Origin of the sequence: Leeuwenhoekiella nanhaiensis, from assembly GCF_002744755.1 — a bacterium.
Lineage (GTDB): Bacteria > Bacteroidota > Bacteroidia > Flavobacteriales > Flavobacteriaceae > Leeuwenhoekiella > Leeuwenhoekiella nanhaiensis.
Window position 1 is genome coordinate 184,902 of sequence record NZ_KZ319290.1, and the last position, 24,220, is coordinate 209,121.

Sequence of the window (24,220 nt, forward strand, 5' to 3'; positions counted from 1 at the left end):
CTGAATGTGTTGAAAAAATTGAAAAAAAGCAATAAAAAAAGGCTCTAAAAACTAGAGCCCTCATAATCAGTATTTTAAGTTTTTTAGATAATTTCGGCACTTAATCCTGCATCTAATAGTGCAGAACAGCGTGGTACTAAATCCTCATAGCTTCCGGTTTTGACGGTGCACTTTCCTTTGTAATGTACAATCAAGGAACATTGCTCTGCCTGTATAGGCGTATGATCGCAAACCTGAATCAGGGTTTCGATAACGTGATCAAAGGTGTTTACATCATCATTATAAACTACAATCTCGTTGTTGCGGTCTTCAGCCACAAGTACGTCTAACTCTTCCTGAATTTTCTCCTTCGTGCTCATATTGAAAAATCGTGAATGCATCAGTATCAGTTTTTTACAAATTTACAAGCTACCCAATTATTTTTTTCAAAATTCATGATAAAATTTAGTCCGTGTTGATTACAAACCTCGGTAATTGCCGGAATATCCTGAGTATAGAAGCCACTTAGCAGTAAAATTCCATCGTGATTGAGGCATTTTGCATAAGCGGGAATATCGGCAATCAGGATATTGCGATTGATGTTTGCAATAATCAGATCGTAGTGTTTGCCTTCTAAGAGCGCCACATCGCCTTCATACGTCTTAATGTGACTAACTTCGTTGCGCTCTGCGTTTTCTACTGTGTTTTCATAACACCAGGGATCGATATCTATGGCGTCAATCGGGCTTGCTCCTTTTTGAGCGGCGAGAATGGCCAGGATGCCCGTGCCACAACCCATATCTAATGTTTTTAAACCTTGCACGTCAAGCTTCAGCAAATGCTTAATCATCAAATGCGTGGTCTCGTGATGTCCGGTCCCAAAAGACATTTTTGGCTCAATGACAATATCAAACTCCGTATCGGGTTTCGGATGAAAGGGAGCGCGTACACTGCACAGACCATCAACCTCAATGGGTTCAAAGTTTTTTTCCCATTCTTCGTTCCAGTTTACCGGTTCGATTAGACTAACGGCATAACTGCTTTCAAATTCGGGGTTTTGAAGAATTGAAACAGACTCGAGGATGTGGTCGTGATCTAATGCCGACTGTATATAGGCTTTTACACCATCTTCGGTCTCATCAAAGCTTTCAAAATCAAGATCTGCTAATTGCGCAATTAGAATTTCGGCTCCCGGATTTACGGGTTCAATTTTAAAATGGTATTCGGTATAAGATTCTGCCATAAATTAAAAGGCGTTTACAATCGCCATAAAATCTTCGGCTTTTAAAGAAGCCCCGCCAATCAGACCGCCATCAACATCAGGCTTTGAAAATATTTCTTCGGCATTGTTAGGTTTAACGCTTCCTCCGTATAGAATCGTAATGCTGTCTGCCAGTTCTTTAGAATATTCTTCAGCGATGGTTTTTCTGATAAACGCGTGCATTTCCTGAGCCTGATCGGGGCTTGCAGTTTCGCCAGTACCAATGGCCCAAACCGGTTCGTAGGCTAATACGATATGCTTCCACGCGTCTGCGTCCAGGTGAAATAATGCCTGACTGATTTGCTTGTTGACCACTTCAAAGTGTTCGCCAAAGTTTCGGTCTTTAAGTTCTTCACCAAAGCAGTAAATCACTTTCATTGAATTTTCAAGAGCTGCATTTACCTTTTCGGCCAGTAAATCTTCTTTTTCGCCAAAATAAGCACGACGCTCGCTATGTCCCAGAATTACGGTTTTAATACCCACTCCTTTCAGCATAGAAGCGCTGATCTCGCCGGTAAATGCTCCGGAAGAGGACTGATGCATATTTTGCGCTGCTACCTCAATATCGGTGTCTTTCAGACTTTCAAAGGCAGTATATAGGTTGGTAAAAGGAGGGGCGATAATTACCTCTGCGTCAGATGTCTTGTTTATTTTCTTTAAGCCGTCAATCAATTCCTGCGTTTCGGCAAGATCGGTATTCATTTTCCAGTTTCCGGCAACGATATGTTTTCTCATTATAAGTTGTTTTTTAGTTGATTATCTGATGTGGTTATTGCTTTATACACCTGAATGCTTCCATCGGCATTAATTAAAATATAGCGTGGAATCCAGTCAAGATCTATGCTGCTGCAAAGTGGACCTTTCCAGCCCGAAGAAATATAGTAATGATCTCCTTTTAAGTCGTACTTTTTGATACCTGCTTTCCAGCGGTCGAGATCTTTATCCAGCGACAAAAAAACGTAGTCTACATCCTTGTGCTTTTTCTGCAAATTTTTAAGATCGGGAAAACCTGCAATACAGTCTTTGCACCAGGAAGCCCAAATATCTAGCAAGACGGGCTTGTTTGCGTGATTTTTTAAAACTTCGGCAAAAGTGATGGAGGTTCCATCCAGGTTAACAAGTTTATCCTGAAGCGCTTCCTTATTGAAATGAGTCTGCTGCGAAAAGATTACAGAAGTACTGAAAAGGCAAAATAATAGGGTTATTTTCTTCATAAACAAGATAATCGCTAAAAATAACGACATCAAATTGATTATACAACTATCTGCTTATCTAATGCGTACTTTGGGGTCCAAAACACCGTAAATAATATCCACAAGTATATTGATCAAAATGAACATCGTGGCAATTATTAAGACCGAACCCATAATGATGGGTAAATCAAGGGTATTTAGGGCGTCTACGATTTCTTTTCCCAGGCCATTCCACCCAAATATATATTCTACGAAAACAGCCCCCGCGAGCATCGAAGCAAACCAGCCTGAGACTGCAGTGATTACCGGATTGAGCGCGTTTTTAAGCGCGTGTCTCCACACGATTTGCGTTTTGTTAAGGCCTTTTGCCTGAGCGGTACGTATGTATTCCTGGTTATATACTTCGAGAATGGAATTACGCATCAGCTGAATGACCACAGCCAGTGGCCGTATTCCGAGCACAATTGCAGGTAGAATGATGTTTTTCCATTGAATGGTTATGGCTTCGCCAAAATCATCCATCGCATACAGGCTGCCGGTCATGTTAAGCTGTGTGTAGTTGTGCAATACATACCCAAAAAACCAGGCAAACAGAATGGCGCTAAAAAAGCTGGGTACACTCATACCTAAGGTACTCACGACCTGTATTGCTTTATCAAGCCAGGTATCCCGGGCATTAGCCGAAACTACCCCGAGAAAAATTCCTAAAAGCATCGCCAGGCTAATAGCGCTTACGGCGAGCACAATGGTGTTGGGGAGCGTTTCGCCGATTACTTCGGCAACCGTTTTACCGGTTTTTTGAAAAGATTCCCTCAGATAGGGTTTTTTCAGAACCAGGCTATAGCTGCCTATGTCAAAAAGTCGCGCGTACCGGTATTTGCCTGAAGCTAAGCTGGTGTAATTTTTCCCTTCGGTTTTGTGAAGCGATAGGGGCGAAAGGTCATTCAGGTAATAGGCGTATTGCGTGAAAACAGGCTTGTCAAATCCGTATTTGTGTTTGATAATCGCCAACTGCTCGGGGTCTTCATTCTGATCAAGCATCATACGCGCCGGGTCTCCCGGTAAAACGGTAAATAGCAGGAATACCACCGTCACGACCCCAAAAAGGGTGAGCAGGGCATAAAAGAGTTTATTTAAAATGTAAGCGATCAGAGTCTTTTGATTTCAGAGAGTTTAAGAGCTTTAAATTGCGCATCCTTACCCATAAGATCGGCTACATATTCTTCAATGGTGCGCTTGAAACCGGCAGCTTTACGACGCTCATTTAAAGTTTCGGGATTTGTAACCGGCCAGATAAAAAAACCGTTTTCGGCAGTAATCTGAGCCTGGGTACCATAAATCTGTTCCTTATCCTGCATCATCAGATGTTTGTCTTCAAGTATGGCAACCTGTGTCATTGGGATTTCGCCCTTTTCAGCGGCTTTTTTAAGAACATCCAAATATTCTTCAACCTCACCCGGATTGTGTGCAATGACCTCAAGGGCTACCAGATTGGTGGGCTCTCCCACCAGTGATTTACCGGGGTAACCGTAGCGTTCAATAAGTCTTTTTATCCGTTGAAGATTTGTAGTGTCTAGCATGCGTTGCTTCTTCCAGAGATCACCGGTGTAATCTTCTTCGGGGATGCCTAATTCATCGGCGAGGGCTTTGCGTTTTGCGGGATCGCTTTCCTGAATAAGTGGTCTGTACAGGTTATCAAGCCGGGTTATACTATCCAGTTGAAATTTAAGGTTGAAATCCAGATCGAGTTTTGCAGTAGGTAATTTTTCGAGCTCAATTTCTTCGGCGTCATTCCAGTGTTTTTTCTGAATGATGGTTCCGTTATTCAGTTTTAAAATACCGGGATTACTGCGCACAATGGTTTTTAAGGTCGTGGCATCGGTAAAATAGAAGTCAAAATTGATTTCCTGCTTAAGCTTTAACGAATTCACATCATCAACGCCCGAAGCTGTAAGGCCAATAACCTGATAACCTCTCCGTATAGCATCATTGGTAAGCGATTTAACAGCAGGCCAGCCGTTCCATTCGGTTTTGCTCAGGTCATAAGCAACGATAACGATGAGGTTAGGCGTGTTTAAAAACTCTTCCGCATAATCCTCGCCGTCTTTTTCAATGGTGAAATCGTGTACCGGGGGTACGTAACCTTTGGTCACCAATTCGGTATCAACACCGATGAATTCACCTTCCACAGTGGGGTAGTCACCCTGAGTGGTGAACACTTTTTCTTCACCATTTACCTTGAACTTCCAGTTGTAATCAAAAACATCAACAGGAGCGCCATCAGGGATTTCCATTCCTTCGGCGATGTTGGTGCCTACTTTATAAGCCCTGAAATCAATAAGCGGAAGATGCATTAACACGTAATATCCAAAACTCAGGCACGCAATAAAAGTTGCGAATATGATGATAGACCGGCCGAAATTGGTAAAAAACGGCTGAATATATTTGATGTTGATAAACAGAAAGACAATCAAAATAAGCAGGATCACATCTTTGGTAAAGGATTGCCAGGGCGTAAGTGGTAGGGCATCTCCAAAGCAACCACAATCGGTCACCTTATTGAAATAGGCCGAGTAGAAGGTGAGGAAGGTGAAAAAGAGAATCATCAACAAGAGGAGCCATAACGTGAGTCTTTTGTAATACCCAATGATGAGTGCAACCCCGAGCACCAGTTCTACAATTACCAGAATGATCGCAAGGCCCAGGGCAAACGGACTCAAAAATTCAAGATTGAGTACATCGGGCCCAAAATATTCCTGCAGTTTAAAGGAGAAACCAACCGGGTCGTTAAGTTTTATAAAACCCGAAATGATAAACAGGATACCTACAAATACACGAATAAAACCTATTAATGCTTTCAAATTTATTCCGTTTTAGATTCTTCAATATGAATTAAGGCAAACACCGCATAATTAATCATATCCTGATAATTGGCGTCAATACCTTCAGAAACCAGCGTTTTGCCTTTGTTGTTTTCAATCTGTTTTACGCGCAGCAGTTTTTGCAAAATTAAGTCGGTAAGGGAGCTGATGCGCATATCACGCCAGGCCTCGCCGTAGTCGTGATTTTTATTGAGCATCAGTTCTTTGGTGATCTTTACGTGCCGGTCATAAGCTTCTAAAGCTTCCTCCAGATTGAGATCGGGTTGTTCTACCACGCCTTTTTCCAGCTGAATAAGCGCCATTACCGAGTAATTGATGATACCTATAAACTCAGCGCTTTCGTCCTCATCAATCTTGTGAACCGCATTTTCCTGTAGCCCGCGTATGCGTTGTGCTTTTATAAAAATCTGATCGGTTAAAGAGGGTAATCTCAAAATACGCCAGGCACTGCCGTAGTCGCTCATTTTTTTGGAAAACAAATCGCGGCAGGTGGTAATCACTGCGTCGTATTGTGCTGAAGTCTGCTTCATGAATGGGTTGTTGCTGCTCTTTTCGCTCTTAAAGCCCGATTTTACAGTCAGGCTGGACGAATTTCTGTAAATTTCGCCTAAAAATACGCAATCTGTAAAAACCGAAAGGCATTATATGGCAAGCATTAACTGCAAAGGAAATTTAATTGACTTATCTACGCCCCGGGTTATGGGAATTCTCAACCTGACGCCCGATTCCTTTTATGAAGGCAGTCGGTTTACACATACGGATGCTGTGTTAGCTCAGACGGAGAAAATGCTGGCTAAAGGTGCCGATTTTATTGATGTTGGGGCCTACAGTTCGCGGCCCGGAGCAGATCATATTTCGGTAGATGAAGAGCTTTCACGATTGCTTCCGGTTGTTGAGGTTTTAATAAAGAATTTCCCCAATCTTTTGATTTCTGTAGATACTTTTCGCAGTGAAGTGGCAAAAGAGGCCGTGCAGGCAGGAGCGGCACTAGTCAACGATATTTCAGCAGGACATCTTGACGAAAATATGCTTACCACCATTGCGGCACTTCAGGTTCCCTATATAATGATGCATATGAAAGGCACTCCGCAGACGATGAAAAATCTGGCGCAATATGATGACCTGCTCAAAGAAGTGATTTACTATTTGAGCGAACGGATTGCTGCGGCACGTGCGTTGGGTATCAATGACCTGATTGTAGATCCCGGTTTTGGCTTTGCAAAAACTACAGCACACAATTTTGAACTTTTGAATAAGGCTGAACAGTTGCAGATGCTTGACGTACCGGTCTTGATTGGCGTGTCGCGCAAATCGATGATTTACAAAACACTAGATGTTTCGGCTGCTGAAGCATTAAATGGAACCACTGTCTTAAATACGATTGCGCTTCAAAAAGGCGCTTCTATTCTCCGGGTTCACGATGTAAAACCTGCTGTTGAAGCGGTAAGATTACTGCAGGCACTTTCGCAAAGCGAAAAGGGAGCGGCTGCAATCTAAACGCAGTTAGTATCTTCGCGCACGCCAAATCAGTAAAGGTTGTGGCAAATCACCCTAATTGACTTTTAAATGAGTGTTTTTTACATATTAATTGGTTTGACCTTGTTGGTTGTGGGAGGAGAATTTTTAGTGCGGTCTTCTGTAGGATTATCGTTTAAACTGAATCTTTCTAAAATGGTAATAGGTCTTACCGTGGTTTCTTTTGCGACTTCAGCTCCTGAATTGTTAGTAAGCCTGCAGGCTGCCCTGGAGGGACTGCCAGATATAGCTTTGGGCAACGTAATAGGGAGTAATATTGCAAACATAGCCCTGGTTTTGGGGTTAACAGCCATCATTTCAACCCTGGGAATTGATTCTGATTTTTTTCGATTTAACTGGCCCGTGATGGTCCTGTTTTCTTTAGGACTTTATCTGGCTTTAATTAATGACGGAGTCTTATCTAAGCTCGAAGGCTTTATTTTGGTTGTTTCCCTGGTTATATATCTAATAGTATTGATTCGTAGAGCAAAACTTGCACGCCCCACCGAAGAAGGTCAGAATGATGAGCTTGATGCGGGTTTGTCTAAAACCTCCTATTTTAAAATTGTCGTTTGGTTATTGATAGGAGCGACAGCTCTGTATTTTGGGTCTGAATGGCTGGTTCTGGGGGCGACTGATCTGGCCACTTCTCTTGGGGTAAGTGATTATGCGATTTCGGTGACCGTAATTGCTATAGGAACCAGTGTTCCTGAACTAGCAGCTTCCTTGATAGCTGCGCTTAAGAAGGAAAAGGCTATATCTCTGGGTAATCTTATAGGTTCAAATATTTTTAATATCGCTTCAGTTTTAGGACTTACCGCGCTTATTACGCCTATTCAGGTAGTAGATGAGCGTATTCTCGATACCAATATGTTTTGGCTTTTAGGCTTTGCAATCGTTTTGCTTCCGTTAGGTTATTTGCCTTTAAAAATGGAGCTCAACCGCTGGAAGGGTTTTATTCTTTTTGCTGCTTATTGTGTTTTTATAGGTTTGGCGTTTAGCTAAGAGGTGATCTTTACTTAGAGGTCTGTTAGCTTACTTAAAAAACTGAATTTTCTTTTGGTACAGTCACAAATAAAAAAGCCCGCAAGTTGCGGGCTTTAATTGTATCAGTCTAAAAAATCCTTAGATTTTTTTCTCTGCATTTTTTACGGTCTTAACGATACGACCTGCTACTTTGTATGGGTCAGCGTTTGAAGCAGGACGACGATCTTCTAACCATCCTTTCCATCCTTTCTCAACAGTGATGATCGGGATACGAATTGAAGCACCACGGTCTGAAATTCCGTAAGAGAAATCGTGAATAGATGCAGTCTCGTGCTTACCGGTCAGACGCTGATCGTTAAACTCACCATAAACTTCGATGTGTTCTTTGGTTACCGGACGGAAAGCCTCACAAATCGTTTCGTATACATCTTTAGAGCCTGCAGTTCTTAAGGTAGTATTTGAGAAGTTGGCGTGCATACCAGAACCGTTCCAGTCTCCTTTGATTGGTTTTGGGTGATACTCAATATACCATCCGTAATCTTCAGTAAGACGTTGTAACAGATAGCGAGCAACCCAGATTTCATCACCGGCTTTCTTAGCTCCTTTAGCAAACAATTGGAATTCCCACTGTCCGCTTGCAACTTCCTGGTTGATACCTTCAAAGTTAAGACCGGCATCAATACAAAGATCTGCGTGCTCTTCAACAAATTGTCTTCCGTGTGTATTTTTTCCACCTACAGAGCAATAGTACATACCTTGAGGTCCTGGATATCCACCTACAGGGAAACCAAGTGGTAATTGGGTAGCTTTGTCCATAATGAAATATTCCTGCTCAAAACCGAACCAGAAATCATCATCTTCATCATCAATCTGTGCGCGAGCATTAGACGGGTGAGGAGTTCCGTCAGCGTTAAGAACTTCACACATTACCAAATACCCATCTCTACGAGCAGGATCTGGATATATAGCAACGGGCTTAAGTAAGCAATCTGAAGAACCACCTTCAGCCTGCTGGGTAGAAGAACCGTCAAATGACCAGGTAGAGCAGTCTTCCAGCTTCCCGCTGAAGTCTTCCTCGATCTTGGTTTTACTTCTTAAGTTGGCTGTTGGCGTATAGCCGTCAAGCCAGATATACTCTAATTTTGATTTGCCCATAATAAATTGGTTTTTAAATTTTTTGAATTAAACGAATGCAAATATAACATTTCTTTAATATCTGGTATTTTTCAAAAGGGGGGTGGGGCCATCTTATTAACGGAAAAAATTTAATAACCCCCTTAAAATTTGGGGGTATATTGCGAAATCATATATTTTTGCAGGGTTGAATTTAGTATTTCATAAAAATAAGCCCATTATGAACACCCTGCGTTTTTTTGCTTTAAAGGAAAGTTATAGTCGAAAACCAATACAAATAGCTGAAAATCAGCACAGATCTGCTCTTTTTGGCAATAACGTTTTCGGAAAAAAAGCGATGCGACAAGTGCTGTCTGCTGAAGCTTTTAGAGCGGTAGAAGATGCGATTAATACGGGGTCAAAAATAGAACGCGCGATGGCTGATAGCATCGCGGCGGGCATGAAGCAATGGGCTCTGGAACATGGGGCAACCCATTATACCCACTGGTTCCAACCGCTTACCGGCGCAACTGCAGAAAAGCACGATGCGTTTTTTGAAACTGATCTGGACGGTAATGCGATGGAAAAATTTGACGGGGCTCAACTGGTTCAGCAGGAGCCTGATGCCTCTTCCTTCCCACACGGGGGGATTCGAAATACTTTTGAAGCACGGGGTTACACTGCCTGGGATCCCTCTTCCCCGGCATTTATTTTAGATACTACATTATGCATTCCTACGGTGTTCGTTTCGTATACCGGCGAGGCTCTAGATAATAAAACACCTTTGCTGCGGGCGCTGGGCGCTATTGACAGTTCGGCTACTGCCGTTGCGCAATATTTCAATAAAAGTGTAAATAAGGTAACGGCGACATTGGGCTGGGAGCAGGAGTATTTTCTAATTGATGCGGCTTTAGCGGCGTCAAGACCGGATATTATGCAAACCGGTCGCGCCATGTTGGGTCATGCTCCGGCAAAAGGTCAGCAATTGGATGATCATTATTTTGGCTCCATTCCCACTCGCGCTCTTAATTTTATGAAAGATCTGGAGCAGCAATGTATGTTATTAGGTATTCCCGTTAAGACGCGGCATAATGAGGTGGCGCCAAATCAGTTTGAGTTGGCTCCTGTTTTTGAGGAAGCCAACCTTGCGGTAGATCACAACTCCTTAATTATGGATTTGATGGATCGTATCGCAGAGCGGCATCATCTTAAAGTGCTATTTCATGAAAAACCTTTTGCGGGAGTCAACGGAAGCGGAAAGCATAACAACTGGTCGTTGATGACTGATAACGGAATCAACTTGTTAAGCCCGGGAACCACACCCACAAAAAACCTGCAGTTTCTAACCTTCTTTATAAATACCATTAAAGCGGTTCAGGATAATGAAGAATTATTACGGGCCTCAGTAGCTTCAGCAGCTAATGATCATCGTCTGGGGTCTAGTGAGGCTCCGCCGGCAATAATGTCAGTTTTTATAGGAAAACAGCTTACTAAAGTTTTGGACGAACTTGAAAAGGTAACTGACGGGAAGCTTTCACCTCAGGAAAAAACCGACCTTAAGCTGAACGTAGTGGGTAAAATTCCTGAGATTTTATTGGATAATACAGACCGCAACCGTACCTCTCCATTCGCGTTTACAGGAAATAAATTTGAGTTCAGGGCAGTGGGTTCAACAACCAATTGCTCGCGACCTATGGTCGTTTTAAACACCATAGTTGCAAGACAGCTATCAGACTTTAAGAATGAGGTTGACGCGCTTATTGATTCCAAAAACATGAAAAAGGATGATGCCATTTTCAATGTGTTGCGGGAATACATAAAAGCTTCGAAAAGGATACGTTTTGAAGGGGATGGCTACAGCGCTAGTTGGGAAGCTGAAGCTAAAAAGCGAAAACTGAGTAACAATAAAACCACTCCTGAAGCGCTAAACATACAGATCACCAGGCCGGTAATCAAACTCTTTGAAGAAACCGGTGTCATGAATGAGATCGAGTTAAAAGCTCGCTACGAAATTGAGCTGGAAGAATATGTAAAGCGTATACAAATTGAAAGCAGGGTGCTGGGAAACATCGCTCAGAATCACATCATTCCCACAGCGATACGCTATCAAAACTTACTTATTAAAAATGTAAAAGGGCTAAAAGAGATTTTTGGGGCCGATCACAAAAAGCTAGGTCAGGAGCAACTCGTTCTCATAGAAAAGATCTCAGAATATATCAAAACTATAAATACTCTGACTTTTGAAATGATTGAAGCCCGAAAAGTGGCTAATCAGGAAGAAGTTGCCAAACGCGCGGTCTCTTACACTAAAAACGTGCTGCCCTTTTTTGATCAAATTCGTTATGCTTCTGACAAATTAGAACTACTTGTGGAAGATAAATTATGGCCACTTACCAAAAATAGAGAGCTTCTGAATCTACATTAAGCAAGGCTGAGATGTTAACTTTAAGTTGATGAAAAAACTTAACAGTTACCTTTAACACCTACAAATCACGTAGCTTTATTCTTACAAGAATACGTTTGGTTCAAGAAAGGGTGTTTTTCCTAATTGTCTTTTAAGGCCAGTAGTGACGGTAATTTGGTTATTATAACGTTTTCGTTGCCAGTGGGTTTCATCGAAAACTTAGTTTTCAATGAAAAAATGTGCAATAGTTTTTCATACATTCGTACAGCGTTGAAAGAAAAAATTGTTCACGAAATGAGTTTCTCCGCAACCCAACTTCCCCTAGTTGACTTTGATAATAGACGTTCTCCAACTTTGTTTATTCACGAGGTCTTAAAAATTGTATTTATTAACCATTCTATATATTATTAATTTTAAAACTTTTCTATTATGAAAAAAGTTATTTTAAGCGCTGCGGCGCTATTTATTGGTGCAATAACATTTGCGCAATCTAATGAGAGTATAGTGAATCAAGCCGGGAACGGTAATGATGCTATGGTGACTCAAGTAGGTTCTATTAACAAATCTAACGTAGATCAGTCTGGTAGTGTTTCTCCCGGAGCTGTAGATAATGATGCAGTTGTAGAACAAACCGGAGTTAACAACAATTCCACAATTCGACAAAGACGAAACAGAAATCTTGCTACTACCACACAATTAGGTAATGACAACCGTGCTTTTGTTACGCAATTAAGTAGTGATAACGAAAGCGACATTGACACCCAGGGTAACGGCAATAGAGCTACAGTGACTCAGGGAGCTGGCAATTTTAACATGTCTGATATCGATCAGGATGGTGATGGTAACTTTGCTCTCAATTATCAGTGGGGGTCAGAAAATGATGCCACAATAATGCAAATTGGAACAGGTAACGTAGGTGATACCAACCAGAGTGGAGCAAATAATGCTTCGGAAATTTATCAGGATGGAGCGGCTAACGTGGCAGATGTTGATCAAATGGGAAGTATGAATACGTCTATGTCAACACAAAATGGCACAGCAAATACTTCAACTGTTATGCAGAACGGTATGGATCATTGGAGCACTGTTATGCAATCTGGTAATAACAATACGAGCACTGTTATGCAATCTGGTTCAGGTCATATAAGTACTGTTACCCAAATGGGAAGCTTTAACACCTCAACAGTAACTCAAAGCAACTAATCTTTAATGGAGTTGAAGAGTACAAAAGCCGTCTAATATTTAGACGGCTTTTTTGCGATAGTATTTCGCCTTTTCTTTATTCTAAAAGCCGTAAACGAGTAATTTATTCTTACCAATAAAGATTTTGAGTTTATAACTTTAGAATAGAATTTAGCTGGTCGAAAATATTTGAATTTCAACGAATAAGAGCTTTAAGATGGCTTGGCCATAGCTATTTATCCTTAATTTTATGTAGTCCGAGTTTTTTTAAACAGTTTTCTCTCCTCTTAAGCAAACATCTGTTTTATTTCAATATTTCGGATATTTAAATAAGTATTTATTAACCATTCTATATATTATTAATTAAATTTTTCTATTATGAAGAAAGTTATTTTATGTGCTGGTGCTCTTATGTTTGGAGCAGTAGCATTTGCACAAAGTAATGACAGCGATGTTTTACAAAACGGAACTTCTAACGTTGCTACTGTAACCCAAACGGGCATGAGCAATGAGTCTATTGTAGAGCACGACGGGTCTCAACCATTTAAGATTAAGCGCAACGAAGCGACAATTGTTCAAACAGGCAATAACAATTACTCGTTTGCGAGATCTCAAGACGGGGAAGACAACATCATTACTACCACCTCCGTTGGAAATGAGAATGACGCCTATGTAAAACAAATAGGTAGTCGTAATACGAGTATTATTGATCAGGATGGAAATGATAATAATGCCAGATCTACAGTTACATTTTCCAATGACAATGAGTCTTACATTTACCAAACCGGAGATGGTAACGATGCCAGAACTGCTCAAAGAGGTGCCGGTTCTAATGTTTCTACAGTAACCACAATTGGTGATGATAACGTGGCAAATACATCTCAAAATGGTTTTGGAAACTCTTCTACAATTGATCAAACCAGTTCTTTAGCAAGTGGTGCCAATAACAATATGGCAGATGCTGACCAATTAGGATCTGATAATACCTCTACTATGATACAAAGAGGTGATTACAACCTTGCTATAACAGATCAAGAAGGTGATGATAACCGCGCAAGAACTAGACAACTTAGCGATCTTAATGAAAGCTTCATAACTCAGGTTGGAGATGCAAACCGTGCAGATGTTAGACAATTTGGAGGAGCGATGAATACTTCTGATGTTGATCAAACAGGAAACTCTAACAATTCAAGTGTAGATCAGTTTGGTAGTGATAATGAGTCAACTATTGTGAGCACCGGTGACGGTAATATGAATACAGTAGCCCAAGGAAATCAAAGCCCGATGAATGTTAGAAGTTACGGTTCAATCAGTACTATTAATCAATTGGGTGACGGTAATATGACAGATGTATTTCAGTCAGGAAATATGCAGATGAGCACTATTACTCAAACCGGAGATATGAATTCAGCAACAGTTACTCAAACAAACTAATTCTTTAATAAAACTGATGAAGGCTTACGAGACATTCTCGTAAGCCTTTTTGTTTTTAAATTTTTAGGTCTGAATAAGTTTATCTCACCTCAAAATTTTTAGGCCTTAGAGATATTCCCTTAAATAGTTTGTGGACGTTTTGTAGACTTATTTCGAAGATATTTGTATTTAAACGAATAAGGTATCCAAAAAGCAGAGGCTTATAAGTTTTGTCCTATTTTTATTCTGTTAGGAAGTTCCCCTTTAAACAATGCTTCCTGATAGTTTCTCCCCTTAAATAAATATCTGTAGATGCCAGTTCCAGATATTTCAGATTACAATTTATTAACCATTCTATATATTATTAATTAAACTTTTCAATTATGAAAAAAGTTATTTTATGCGCTAGTGCGCTTATGCTTGGCTCTTTGGCCTTTGCTCAAAGCAACGAAAACGTTGTTTCACAAAATGGTTCTGGCAATTCTAGTACTGTAGATCAGGCCGGAATGACCAACAGGTCAGTAACCCGTATTTTTGGGGATACTAACACTACCACTCTTGATCAGGATGGTGTAAGTAACAATTCTGTAGTGGAAATTGCAGGTAACAGCAGTACTGATAATACGTCTGATGTCATTCAAGAAGGATCACAAAACAACATTTTAGTTGATGTGTCTGGAGATAGAAACGCTGTTTCTGTTGAACAGATAGGTGATCGCAATAATCAGGGAGATAGCTTTTTACCAGGAGATGGGGTTAATATCATTGGAGATGACAATGAGGCCGAACTTTATCAATTAGGCGATGATAATGATGGATTTATCAGACAAACAGGTGACGGTAATTATGCTGATATTGGTCAGTTTGGTACAGATAACCTGGCTAATATTATTCAGGAAGGTGATGGTAATGAAGCTACTACCGAACAAGGTGCAGTTTCTGGTTCTATATATACATCTAGAGGAGGTATTTCTTTACAAGAGCAAACAGGTAATGACAACACTGCTTTTGCTGCTATGGAAGAAGATATGAATGAGATTTATCAGAATCAGCAAGGAAATGGTAATGAAGCTTCTGCAAGCCAGAATCTTGCATTTTTTGGTGGGTATAATGATGCCTCTCAAACTCAAGTAGGAGACGACAATACTGCTGAAATCGTACAGGAAGGAGCTTACAATACAGCTACTGAGCTGCAAACCGGAAACGGAAACACGTCATTTACGCAGCAAGTAGGAGACTTTCACAGAAGTATAGTGACACAAACAGGTGATGGTAATATGAGTTCAGTTATGCAGAGTGGGGCAAGTCACATAAGTACAGTTACCCAAATAGGTAATGGTAATACTTCAAGTGTTACTCAGTCAAACTAATTAAAGCCATTAAATTTTAAGGCAGTATGGATGATCGCTTGTTTAGTCAGTCGAAATTCATGCTGCTTTAAATTTTAATGAATAAGAGAATTTAGTAATACCATTTTATTGCATTGTTGATTTTTATCTTGACAAATTAAATTTTTTGCAAAAAAAATCAATATCTTGAAGGGTGTACGTTTTATTTTCTAACTAAAAACAAGCAGTTATGAAAGAAGGTTTCAAAAGTATAGTTGCGATATCGATTTTTATGATGTCTTTTTTTGGTTTTGGACAAGAACTGGAAGAGGCCGTTATTTATCAGCTCAATAATACCTCGATAAAACAGTTGCAACTGCCTGTAAAACAAACTGAAAACTCCAGCATTTTTATTCTTCAGGTGGGAACAGACAATATAATAGAGACATCAGCAAATTCTACAGACATTGAATTAGCATTGAACCAGAATGGTTCAAATAATGTTATTCGAATGGTTGATAACGCGGATAGAATTAATGTTTCTGTAACTCAAAATGGCGATCAAAACACGTTTACCAAATACAATTTTTTTAACAACACAATTGTAAATAGCTCATTTATTCAAAATGGTAATAATCAGGATATCAATGTCTTTGGGGAGAACTCAATTTCAGAGACTATGAAAATTACTATGACAGGAGATGGTCAAAGCTTAATAGTTCGAAATTTCAACTAATTATTTTTTATAATGAGCTTTAGGCAGCTAATATTTCTTCTCATTCTTCTCGCCACAGGCGTTGTCAAAGGGCAATTTTACAATAAAGAGGTTTCGGGTGAAATTGATCTAGCTGAAGAAAATCAAATGCTTGTTTTTAAAGGATTAATATCAAATAAAACCCCAATCAATACTAGCATACAATACAAATTCTCAATTATTTATCCGCAAAGCGGAGATAATGAGCTTCAAAAGGAGGAAACCGAAGGTCGCATCGTGCTCAATCCTAATGAGCGATTAGAAGTATTATCTGAATCTATTCAAGCTAATGATAATTTGAATGTGATTGTACTTTTTCTGGTATATGATACAGATGGTAACCTTGTCGGAAAAGATCGTAAAGTGATTAAAAATGGGGTGCTTGCTGAAGACGACACGTCAGTTACTGTAATTAAGCCCAATTCTGATCTGGATGTTGCTAAATCAAAGGAGGACGGTCTTGTTTTAAGAGGTATTGTTGTTGAGGATACCAAAACAAAACCAGGAAGTGACTTTTACAAAGAGTTTTATTCAAACTATCTTTCAAAAAATATAAATGGTGAAGATATTGTCACCATCAAAGAGGTCTTGGCTTTAGGGCGTAACACAAAAATAGAAGTATACGTAGCAGAGAAAAGGGTTTTTGAATTCTTTATAAGACCTGCTTCAGAATACTTAAAGCAAATGTCGCAATATGCCATTATGCAGGTTATGCGACAACTTGAATTTAACGACAAAAACCAGAATACAGTACAACGTTATTAATATTATGAAGCAATTATTACTTTTCGCAATTTGTCTATTTGTCGGAGCTTTAAGTTACGGGCAACAACTTACTTACCAGCCAAAGAATCCCAATTTTGGTGGTGAGACTTTTAATTATCAGTGGTTATTGAGCTCTGCAAACGCCCAAAATTCATTTACAGATCCCAGGGATGATAATGACCGCTTTGGTAGGCAATCTGAACTTGAACAATTTGCAAGTAATCTTAATAGGCAACTTTTAAGTCAGATTTCCCGTGGTTTATTTGCTTCTCAAATAGGAGAAGGGCTAGAAGCAGGTACCTATAATTTTGGTTCCTTAGCTCTCGAGGTCTACGAGTCTCAGGAAGGATTAGTCATAAACATTTTAGACACCAATACTGGGGAGCAGACCCAAATCATTGTACCAAATCAATAATGTGATGAATTTAAAAAGAGTCGTTACACACATTGCGTGTGGCTTTTTGTTTGCTTCCTGCGGAGCTTATTTTAATCAGCCTATAATGAATCAAGATGCGCGTATAGGTGAAACATCAGGCTATAGTGCAAAACTTGTTGAGTTTCCTGAGCCTGCGGAACCAATAGTTGCGGGAGTCTACAATTTTAAAGATCAAACCGGTCAGTATAAGAATGTTGAAAACGGGAGTACATTTAGCACGGCCGTATCGCAAGGAGCTACAACCATGCTTATAAAAGCTTTAGAGGATTCTAAATGGTTTACGCCCATAGAGCGCGAAAATTTGGGGAATCTTTTAAATGAGCGCAATATCATCAGATCTACACGTGATGAATATCGAAAAAATAGCAATCCTAATGAGCCAAACCTTCCGCCCTTACTATATGCCGGGGTGCTTTTAGAGGGTGGAATTATAAGTTACGATTCAAATATTATAACCGGAGGCCTGGGAGCCAGATATTTTGGTGTTGGCGGTTCAACTCAATACAGGCAGGATAGAATCACCGTTTATTTGAGAGCGGTATCTACTTCAAGTGGAAAAGTTCTTAAAACAGTATATATATCCAAAACAATTCTTTCGCAGGCTATTGATGCAAGTTTATTTAGGTATGTAAACTTCCAACGATTATTAGAAGTAGAAACAGGCTATACAAAAAACGAGCCTGTTCAATTGGCGATGAAAGAGGCAATAGAGAAAGCAGTCCACGCACTCATTGTTGAAGGGATACAGGACAGGCTATGGTCTACTAAATCAGGTAATGAACTTAATGATAAACTGGTAGAGAAATATCTGGAGGAGAAGAAACTAGAAGAATCTACCCGTCTTTATGAACGTGAGTACTTTGATCAGAATCTTAAAAATTCATTTACACTAGATTTAGGGGGTGCTCTTTATAAGGGAGATTATGGCAATGGCGAACTTACACCTCTAATACGACTGGGATATAATACCTCGTTGACAGATTTTATGTCGGTAGGTTTAAAAGCCGGGGTTTTCAATTTAAAAGGAGGAACAGCGTATGATGAAACCTTTGGGCACCTTGATTTGAATTTGGAATTTAACCTGTTGAAGAACGACAAGCTTGCTCCCTTTGTATATGCCGGGGGAGGCCTGATGGCACAATTGGCAAGTGATGAATCTTCAAGTGTTGATACTTCTAATGCTGAGGGTAAAGTACAGTATGGAGTTGGAGTAAATTATTACCTAAGTAAAAAGTTCAGTATGCGCTTGTGGGCTGAACACAATATTCCATTTTCAGATAAATTGGATGGGATAGAGAGTGGGAAGTACACAGACTTCTATTACAATTTTGGTTTAGGTCTGCAATACCACTTTAGTTTCAGTTCAAAATCAAAAAGCACAGATAAACCTTTAGAAAATTAATGGGGATGAAAATTAAATATATAGTACACTGTTTCGTATTGCTTCTGGCGATTTCCTGTACTGAAGATCCAATTGGTGAGTTTGGTACAGGTACTATTACAGGTAAGGTGGTTACCGAAGGAGAAAATTTACCTCTCGAAAATGTGAAAATCAGCTCAAACCCGGTTTCTAATACAGTTTTTACAGATGCCGATGGTAATTTCACTATAACTGACGTTGAAGCCGGTCAATATTCCGTTCAGGCAGAATTAGATGGTTATGTGACAGCATTTGAAGCATCTCAGGTCGAAGAGGGCAGGGTAAACAACATTGTTTTTGAGCTTGAAGTTAGCACCGTCAATAATGAAGCGCCACTGGCTCCTGAGCTAGTAAGTCCCGCAGATACTAGTGAAGAATTGGCAAGTGAAGTGACATTTCTTTGGACTTCTGGAGCAAACGACGAAGACAACCTAAGTTATGTTTTAGAATTACGTAATATAAGTCAAAACTCGATTGAACGCTTTGAGAATTTGACAGACACTACATATACGGTTTCAGATTTAGATAGAGGAACATCTTATGTTTGGCAAATTATAGTTTCTGATGAAATTAATGAACCTGTTCGAAGCGAGACTGCTCAATTTTCAACTGAGGGTTATAGTGCCAAAGATTATCATTTCGCAAGAATAATAAATTCAAATGCTGTTATTTTCTCTTCCAGTGAGGATGGTTCTGAACAGGTAGCTTTAACTGATTTTGATCAAAATAGTTTTAGACCCCGGAAGAATGCCGAAGTTGGTAAGATTGCCTTTTTAAGAACAGTAGGGGGTAATACGCATCTCTTTACTATGAATCTTGATGGTTCAGAGCAAAAACAGCTGACTCAGGATGTGCCTGTTAATGGTTTTAGAATAAGTGATCTTGATTTTACCTGGGCACAAAATGGGAGCAAAATTTATTATCCTCATTTTGATAAATTATACAGTATAAACTTTGATGGTTCGGGAAGAACCCTAATTTATAAAACAGATGATGGTTCTTTTATAAGCGAAGTAGCAGCAGCCGATTTTGACGATAACCTAATTGTTATAAAGACCAATAATAATCAAGGTTACAATGCCCGTATTTTTACGGTTAGTCTCAGTTCACAAAGCGTGGTTGATGTCATTCTTGAAAACGAGCCCGGCGCTGCTGGAGGACTCGATATTGACGCCAATGCTAACAGGGTAATCTTCTCAAGAGATATTTCAGGCTCTGAAAATGATAGCTACAGGATTTTTAGAAGCCGTTTGTTCATTTATGATATTAATACGCAAGTAACTAATCAGATAATTGAAAATACACCATCGGGTAAGAATGATCTTGATCCTAGTTTTTCGCCTACTGAAGGAGCTGTAATATTTACAAGAGTTTCTAATAACACAGGGGCAGTCCCCGAGGTTTTTAAAGTTGAGTTTGCCTCCTCCAGTACAAATCCGGTTCAATTACTTTTTACAAACGCATTTATGCCAGATTGGGAGTGATAACCTTTTTAAATACATTTTAAAAACGTCCTGAAATTTCAGGGCGTTTTTTTTATTGGCGCCGCTGTAGGGTGAAATTTCCAGTGGTTTGTTGTGAATTTGAAATTTAGTTTCTAACCATTTCCCTGAAGGCTTGCCCCGAGGTAGTTTACTTCTTACTTTTGCCAAATAGCCACAAAGAATGAGTGAAGAGATTTCAAAACGTTATGCCCAGCGCGGGGTATCTGCAGGTAAAGAAGAAGTTCATAAAGCCATAAAAAATGTAGACAAGGGATTGTTCCCTAAAGCCTTTTGTAAAATAGTCCCAGATTATCTGACAGGTAGTGATGAGCACTGTCTCGTGATGCACGCAGACGGCGCCGGTACTAAATCTTCACTCGCCTATATGTATTGGCAGGAAACCGGTGATCTTTCGGTTTGGAAAGGAATTGCTCAGGATGCGCTTATCATGAATGTGGATGATCTGCTTTGCGTGGGAGCCACAGATAATATCTTACTTTCCTCAACTATAGGTAGAAATAAAAATCTCATTACGGGCGAAGTCATTTCAGCAATAATCAACGGTACCGAAGAGCTCATAGCAGACCTGGCGAAACATGGAGTAACCATCAAAAGCACTGGTGGTGAAACCGCTGATGTGGGGGATCTGGTCCGCACTATAATTGTAGATTCTACCGTAACAGCCCGAATGAAAAGAGCTGATGTCGTTGATAATTCAAGAATTAAAGAGGGCGATGTGATTGTAGGGCTTGCAAGCTACGGGCAGGCAAGCTATGAAAGCGAATACAATGGAGGTATGGGCAGCAACGGCTTAACTTCGGCACGTCACGATGTTTTTAATAAATATTTAGCCGAAAAATATCCGGAAAGTTTTGATGCCTCTCTACCTGAAGAACTGGTCTACAGCGGATCAAAAAAGCTAACGGATGAAGTTGAAAATAGCCCCATCGACGCCGGTAAGCTGGTCTTGTCACCTACACGTACCTATGCCCCGGTGATTAAGAAAATTCTTCAGGAAGTTGACCGTAGTCTGTTACATGGAATGATTCACTGTAGTGGAGGTGCACAAACAAAAATTCTTCATTTCATAGACAACTTACATATCGTAAAGGATAATATGTTTGAGCTGCCACCGCTTTTTAAACTCATTCAGGAAGAAAGTAATACAGAATGGCGCGAGATGTATCAGGTGTTTAATATGGGGCATCGAATGGAACTTTACGTAAACCCCAAAATTGCAGATCAAATTATCAAAATCTCTGAGTCTTTTAATATTCCCGCCCAGATTGTTGGAAGGGTAGAAGCATCCGATAGAAAACAGCTAACAATTAAAAGCACTTTTGGAACGTTTACCTATTAGAATCTTATAATGCGCCTATTTTGAAACAGTTATCTTTTTGTTTAGTTCTTTGTTTATCGCTTTTGTCTGGCGGAATATTTGCCCAACACGTAGCCTTTCCATTACCTATAAAGAAAAGCACGGTTAAAGCACTTAATGAACGTTTTAATAAAAAAGAGGAAACTAATTGGGTTACCAAAAATCAGGCAGGTGTTGATTTGAGTGAAGTTGCATTTGTTAATTGGAATTCGGGTGGTACCAATTCTTTTTCGGGCCTCGCGGAAGTAAAACTGGAACGCAATTACACCGATGATCAAACAAAATGGCGGAATAAATTTTTAGGTCGTTATGGGATAAATAGTCAGGAAGGCAGGGAGATCAGAAAAACCGATGATCAGCTTGAGGTAACTTCAGACTTTGGATACCGTCGCGATACCATTTCTAATTGGTATTATTCAGCAAAATTTAGATTTGCTTCTCAATTTACAAACGGCTATAAGTATCCCGATAATAAAACTCCAATATCTCAATTCATGGCTCCCGGTTATGTGTTTTTGGGAGTAGGAAGCGAGTACGGTAAGCGTATAGATAACCTTTCGGTTTATGCTTCTCCACTTACCTATAAGTCCACAATCGTTTTAGACCAAACGCTGGCTAATACTGGTTCATTTGGCGTAGAACCTGCTGTGCGTGACGCCGATGGTAACATCATCAAAGAGGGTGAGAATTTCAACAGCGAATTAGGTATTTTGCTGCAAAGTATTTGGAAAGCGCGATTGATGGAGAATATTAATTTCACGAATTCTATAAATCTGTATACGGATTACCTAAACAGTTTTGGAAACATTGATGTAGATTGGGAACTTAATTTCAATTTCAAGGTAAATAGTTTTGTTCTGGCTAAACTGGGGTCCCATTTACGCTACGATAATGATATTAAGATCACCGAAACCAATGTTGACGGAGAGGAAATGGTTATGGGTGCGCGCATACAGTGGAAACAACAACTGGGAATAGGGGTTATTGTTGATTTTTAATTTTTTTAGTTTTTTGAAAACCATATGTAAACCTTTTACGTATATTATAGTTGTATAAACCCCTAATACTTGTAACGTTAAATGTTTTCAGAAAATGACTCCAGGTCCCGGACTACTTTCTTCATCATTCTAGCCCTAGTTTTAATATTTAACATTGGGGTTATTGGTTTATTTGATTTAGAAACCAGCCGTCTCACCAGACTGATGAGCATTTTCGTGTTTGGGATATACTATGGTTTAGTAAATAGAATAGTAAATGTTTGGACGGTTTCTGCATTGGGGCTTTTATTTATAAGAGATATTTTCTTTCAATTCTATGAGCAGGCCTGGGGTTATAAGCTTTATCTTATTTTTGGAACACTCTGTTATCTCACCATCGTTTTAGAGCGACTGCCAAAATTTTCCAAACTTAAATTTAAACCAGGAGTTGTTTTTGTGACCGGTCTTTTGGTAGCCTTAAATACCTACACATTGTATATTATAATGAATATGCAAATGGTCACCTATACCTTTCACGATAGTCTAGAACCGGTACTCTTTTACGTTTACGGGGCTTCTATGATGATTTTAGGAGTTCAGGCTATCTTATATAATAACAAATACAACAGCAACAGGTCGCTTTTATACACATTTTTCGCATTCGGATTTATTTTCTCAGACATCGCCGCTTTGTTTGCCTATTATTTTGAATTTGATATGTTTTATTTCTTTGATCGCTTTTTCTTTATTATTGCAACAGGCTTATTGGTGCAATACGGACTCAATTTTGAAAGTGTGAAAGAAGAATATTATCAGTATGAAATGATTGATAAGAAACTTTAATTTTGAATCTGTAAATTCAGTTATCAATTAATCAAAATTAGGAATATGTTATTGGGTATAGGTTCACGCATTAAGCATGAAGAATACGGTAGTGGAGTTGTCACAAACGTCACTTCAAAACACTATTGGGTAACTTTTATTGACAGCGGTCTCGAGACTTTAGATTTGAATGAGGATTTTGAAGTTATAGAAGCCGTGGAAGACGAGGTTGACACCATCAGTTTTTATGAGGTAGAACGTACCCTTCGTGAGATGCTCAAGCAGTATTCTGACATATCTGAAATTGTACCTATTGCTGATAAATATAAGGGCGGTACGCTTATTTTAAGTCCGGCAGATTCTAGTCTTGCCCCAAAGGAAATTCCTATTGACACGTTTTTCCACAAAATAGTTATGGTACGGGATCGCATCCGGGTAATGGAGCAAAAAATAAATAGCAGTTCTAATCTTGACGATCAGGAGAAAATAGATCTGCAGCAATACATCACCCGTATTTACGGGAGTTTAACCACGTTTAACGTACTCTTTAAAAACAGCTCGCAAAACTTCAAAGGCGAGGGTAAAAGCAAATAACCATTTTTTCAGGAAGAAGGCTTAAGCCGGAATACTTCTTTAAGTCCTATTTCAACCGGAGAATTATCAGGGTTTGTTTTCATGATATCCGCCATATAGGACCACCACTTTTTTACGATAGGATCCTGAGGTAATTCAGAGGTGGTATGATTTGCTTTTAGTTTTTGAAAGGCGAATAAAATTCCCGTTTTTTCATCTAAGTGAATGTAGTATTCCTCAATGCCCGACTCGGAGAGTAGGTCTTGCAGTTCAGGCCAAATGTTATCGTGTCGACGTTTATACTCATCTTCAAAGCCCGGTTTGAGTTGCATGGTAAAGCAATGTGTGATCATT

General features: G+C 39.6%; 24 protein-coding genes. 15 read left to right on the plus strand and 9 right to left on the minus strand.

Features of this window, described 5'->3' with window-relative positions:
* Positions 1 to 83 precede the first annotated feature (83 nt).
* The 7 genes from CJ305_RS09695 to CJ305_RS09725 are packed head-to-tail and all read right to left on the minus strand — an operon-like array spanning position 84 to position 5,845.
* On the minus strand, positions 84 to 359 hold the full coding sequence (locus CJ305_RS09695; RefSeq protein ID WP_099646068.1) for an ATP-dependent Clp protease adaptor ClpS: 276 nt from the start codon (positions 357 to 359) through the stop codon (positions 84 to 86).
* A gap of 26 nt (positions 360 to 385) precedes the next feature.
* Positions 386 to 1,222, minus strand: a complete 837-nt coding sequence (gene prmA / locus CJ305_RS09700) for a 50S ribosomal protein L11 methyltransferase (RefSeq protein ID WP_099646069.1) — start codon at positions 1,220 to 1,222, stop codon at positions 386 to 388.
* Between the two features lie 3 nt (positions 1,223 to 1,225).
* Positions 1,226 to 1,975 (minus strand): triose-phosphate isomerase, encoded by a 750-nt coding sequence (gene tpiA / locus CJ305_RS09705; protein WP_099646070.1) that lies wholly within the window; start codon positions 1,973 to 1,975, stop codon positions 1,226 to 1,228.
* Positions 1,975 to 2,454, minus strand: a complete 480-nt coding sequence (locus CJ305_RS09710) for a TlpA family protein disulfide reductase (RefSeq protein WP_099646255.1) — start codon at positions 2,452 to 2,454, stop codon at positions 1,975 to 1,977. The genes tpiA and CJ305_RS09710 overlap by 1 nt, the downstream gene beginning before the upstream one ends.
* A 54-nt stretch (positions 2,455 to 2,508) precedes the next feature.
* The gene (locus tag CJ305_RS09715) at positions 2,509 to 3,585 is read right to left on the minus strand and encodes an ABC transporter permease (protein ID WP_099646071.1); all 1,077 of its coding nucleotides are present in this window, start codon (positions 3,583 to 3,585) and stop codon (positions 2,509 to 2,511) included.
* The gene (locus CJ305_RS09720) at positions 3,582 to 5,294 is read right to left on the minus strand and encodes a BT_3928 family protein (RefSeq protein WP_189319419.1); all 1,713 of its coding nucleotides are present in this window, start codon (positions 5,292 to 5,294) and stop codon (positions 3,582 to 3,584) included. The genes CJ305_RS09715 and CJ305_RS09720 overlap by 4 nt, the downstream gene beginning before the upstream one ends.
* 2 nt (positions 5,295 to 5,296) lie before the next feature.
* The gene (locus tag CJ305_RS09725) at positions 5,297 to 5,845 is read right to left on the minus strand and encodes a DUF1599 domain-containing protein (protein ID WP_099646073.1); all 549 of its coding nucleotides are present in this window, start codon (positions 5,843 to 5,845) and stop codon (positions 5,297 to 5,299) included.
* 115 nt (positions 5,846 to 5,960) lie between these two features.
* On the opposite strand from CJ305_RS09725, the gene folP reads away from it, so the two are divergent.
* Positions 5,961 to 6,812, plus strand: coding sequence for a dihydropteroate synthase (folP, locus tag CJ305_RS09730; RefSeq protein WP_099646074.1), 852 nt, complete (start codon positions 5,961 to 5,963; stop codon positions 6,810 to 6,812).
* A 69-nt stretch (positions 6,813 to 6,881) separates the two neighbouring features.
* A complete protein-coding gene (locus CJ305_RS09735) occupies positions 6,882 to 7,835 on the plus strand; it encodes a calcium/sodium antiporter (protein WP_099646075.1) in 954 nt (317 codons plus the stop codon).
* Positions 7,836 to 7,955: 120 nt separating this feature from the next.
* Here CJ305_RS09735 and CJ305_RS09740 read toward each other — a convergent pair whose 3' ends face one another.
* Entirely contained in the window at positions 7,956 to 8,972 is a 1,017-nt protein-coding gene (locus CJ305_RS09740; protein ID WP_099646076.1) for a glutamine synthetase beta-grasp domain-containing protein, read from the minus strand.
* 199 nt (positions 8,973 to 9,171) lie between these two features.
* On the opposite strand from CJ305_RS09740, the gene CJ305_RS09745 reads away from it, so the two are divergent.
* From CJ305_RS09745 to CJ305_RS09805, 13 genes are all read left to right on the plus strand, one after another.
* Positions 9,172 to 11,355: a glutamine synthetase III family protein gene (locus CJ305_RS09745; protein ID WP_099646077.1), complete on the plus strand. Its 2,184-nt coding sequence runs from the start codon at positions 9,172 to 9,174 to the stop codon at positions 11,353 to 11,355.
* 483 nt (positions 11,356 to 11,838) lie between these two features.
* The gene (locus CJ305_RS09750) at positions 11,839 to 12,537 is read left to right on the plus strand and encodes a hypothetical protein (protein ID WP_189319420.1); all 699 of its coding nucleotides are present in this window, start codon (positions 11,839 to 11,841) and stop codon (positions 12,535 to 12,537) included.
* Positions 12,538 to 12,927: 390 nt separating this feature from the next.
* Positions 12,928 to 13,950, plus strand: a complete 1,023-nt coding sequence (locus CJ305_RS09755; RefSeq protein WP_189319421.1) for a hypothetical protein — start codon at positions 12,928 to 12,930, stop codon at positions 13,948 to 13,950.
* A 362-nt stretch (positions 13,951 to 14,312) separates the two neighbouring features.
* Positions 14,313 to 15,299 (plus strand): hypothetical protein, encoded by a 987-nt coding sequence (locus CJ305_RS09760; RefSeq protein ID WP_099646080.1) that lies wholly within the window; start codon positions 14,313 to 14,315, stop codon positions 15,297 to 15,299.
* A 208-nt stretch (positions 15,300 to 15,507) separates the two neighbouring features.
* A complete protein-coding gene (locus CJ305_RS09765) occupies positions 15,508 to 15,993 on the plus strand; it encodes a hypothetical protein (RefSeq protein WP_099646081.1) in 486 nt (161 codons plus the stop codon).
* A 12-nt stretch (positions 15,994 to 16,005) separates the two neighbouring features.
* A complete protein-coding gene (locus tag CJ305_RS09770) occupies positions 16,006 to 16,776 on the plus strand; it encodes a CsgE family curli-type amyloid fiber assembly protein (RefSeq protein WP_099646082.1) in 771 nt (256 codons plus the stop codon).
* Between the two features lie 4 nt (positions 16,777 to 16,780).
* A complete protein-coding gene (locus tag CJ305_RS09775) occupies positions 16,781 to 17,191 on the plus strand; it encodes a curli production assembly/transport component CsgF (protein ID WP_099646083.1) in 411 nt (136 codons plus the stop codon).
* A gap of 4 nt (positions 17,192 to 17,195) precedes the next feature.
* Entirely contained in the window at positions 17,196 to 18,614 is a 1,419-nt protein-coding gene (locus tag CJ305_RS09780) for a CsgG/HfaB family protein (RefSeq protein WP_099646084.1), read from the plus strand.
* Between the two features lie 5 nt (positions 18,615 to 18,619).
* A complete protein-coding gene (locus CJ305_RS09785) occupies positions 18,620 to 20,116 on the plus strand; it encodes a carboxypeptidase regulatory-like domain-containing protein (protein WP_099646256.1) in 1,497 nt (498 codons plus the stop codon).
* Between the two features lie 181 nt (positions 20,117 to 20,297).
* Positions 20,298 to 21,476, plus strand: a complete 1,179-nt coding sequence (locus tag CJ305_RS09790; RefSeq protein WP_099646085.1) for an AIR synthase related protein — start codon at positions 20,298 to 20,300, stop codon at positions 21,474 to 21,476.
* Between the two features lie 20 nt (positions 21,477 to 21,496).
* Positions 21,497 to 22,492 carry a DUF3078 domain-containing protein gene (locus tag CJ305_RS09795; protein ID WP_223248849.1) on the plus strand — a complete coding sequence of 332 codons (996 nt, stop codon included), beginning with the start codon at positions 21,497 to 21,499 and terminating at the stop codon, positions 22,490 to 22,492.
* Positions 22,493 to 22,573: 81 nt separating this feature from the next.
* Positions 22,574 to 23,314: a hypothetical protein gene (locus tag CJ305_RS09800; RefSeq protein ID WP_099646087.1), complete on the plus strand. Its 741-nt coding sequence runs from the start codon at positions 22,574 to 22,576 to the stop codon at positions 23,312 to 23,314.
* Positions 23,315 to 23,359: 45 nt separating this feature from the next.
* Entirely contained in the window at positions 23,360 to 23,887 is a 528-nt protein-coding gene (locus CJ305_RS09805) for a hypothetical protein (RefSeq protein ID WP_099646088.1), read from the plus strand.
* 8 nt (positions 23,888 to 23,895) lie between these two features.
* Here the strand turns inward: CJ305_RS09805 and rhaM are convergent, their stop codons facing one another.
* Positions 23,896 to 24,219, minus strand: coding sequence for an L-rhamnose mutarotase (rhaM, locus tag CJ305_RS09810; protein ID WP_099646089.1), 324 nt, complete (start codon positions 24,217 to 24,219; stop codon positions 23,896 to 23,898).
* Between the last annotated feature and the right edge of the window lies 1 nt (position 24,220).